Source organism: Enterobacter sp. 03-F-07-AD-ECC (assembly GCF_047530935.1).
GTDB lineage: Bacteria > Pseudomonadota > Gammaproteobacteria > Enterobacterales > Enterobacteriaceae > Enterobacter > Enterobacter cloacae.
In genome coordinates this window covers 1-759 of record NZ_JBLKBZ010000073.1, presented here as the reverse complement: position 1 = coordinate 759, position 759 = coordinate 1, and the positions used below count along the sequence as shown (strand labels likewise).

The 759-nt window shown below is 52.8% G+C and carries 1 protein-coding gene; it reads left to right on the top strand.

The features are described 5' to 3' along the window. The first annotated feature begins 2 nt into the window (after positions 1–2). The gene (locus tag ACMWKA_RS25680) at positions 3–707 is read left to right on the top strand and encodes an IS6-like element IS26 family transposase (RefSeq protein ID WP_001067855.1); all 705 of its coding nucleotides are present in this window, start codon (positions 3–5) and stop codon (positions 705–707) included. Positions 708–759: the final 52 nt, after the last annotated feature.

Sequence of the window (759 nt, the reverse complement as noted above, 5' to 3'; positions counted from 1 at the left end):
ACATGAACCCATTCAAAGGCCGGCATTTTCAGCGTGACATCATTCTGTGGGCCGTACGCTGGTACTGCAAATACGGCATCAGTTACCGTGAGCTGCAGGAGATGCTGGCTGAACGCGGAGTGAATGTCGATCACTCCACGATTTACCGCTGGGTTCAGCGTTATGCGCCTGAAATGGAAAAACGGCTGCGCTGGTACTGGCGTAACCCTTCCGATCTTTGCCCGTGGCACATGGATGAAACCTACGTGAAGGTCAATGGCCGCTGGGCGTATCTGTACCGGGCCGTCGACAGCCGGGGCCGCACTGTCGATTTTTATCTCTCCTCCCGTCGTAACAGCAAAGCTGCATACCGGTTTCTGGGTAAAATCCTCAACAACGTGAAGAAGTGGCAGATCCCGCGATTCATCAACACGGATAAAGCGCCCGCCTATGGTCGCGCGCTTGCTCTGCTCAAACGCGAAGGCCGGTGCCCGTCTGACGTTGAACACCGACAGATTAAGTACCGGAACAACGTGATTGAATGCGATCATGGCAAACTGAAACGGATAATCGGCGCCACGCTGGGATTTAAATCCATGAAGACGGCTTACGCCACCATCAAAGGTATTGAGGTGATGCGTGCACTACGCAAAGGCCAGGCCTCAGCATTTTATTATGGTGATCCCCTGGGCGAAATGCGCCTGGTAAGCAGAGTTTTTGAAATGTAAGGCCTTTGAATAAGACAAAAGGCTGCCTCATCGCTAACTTTGCAACAGTGCC

Bases quoted from the DNA above. Each gene is read 5' to 3' on its own strand.
- ACMWKA_RS25680 (WP_001067855.1), top strand. From the start codon at position 3: ATGAACCCATTCAAAGGCCGGCATTTTCAGCGTGACATCATTCTGTGG.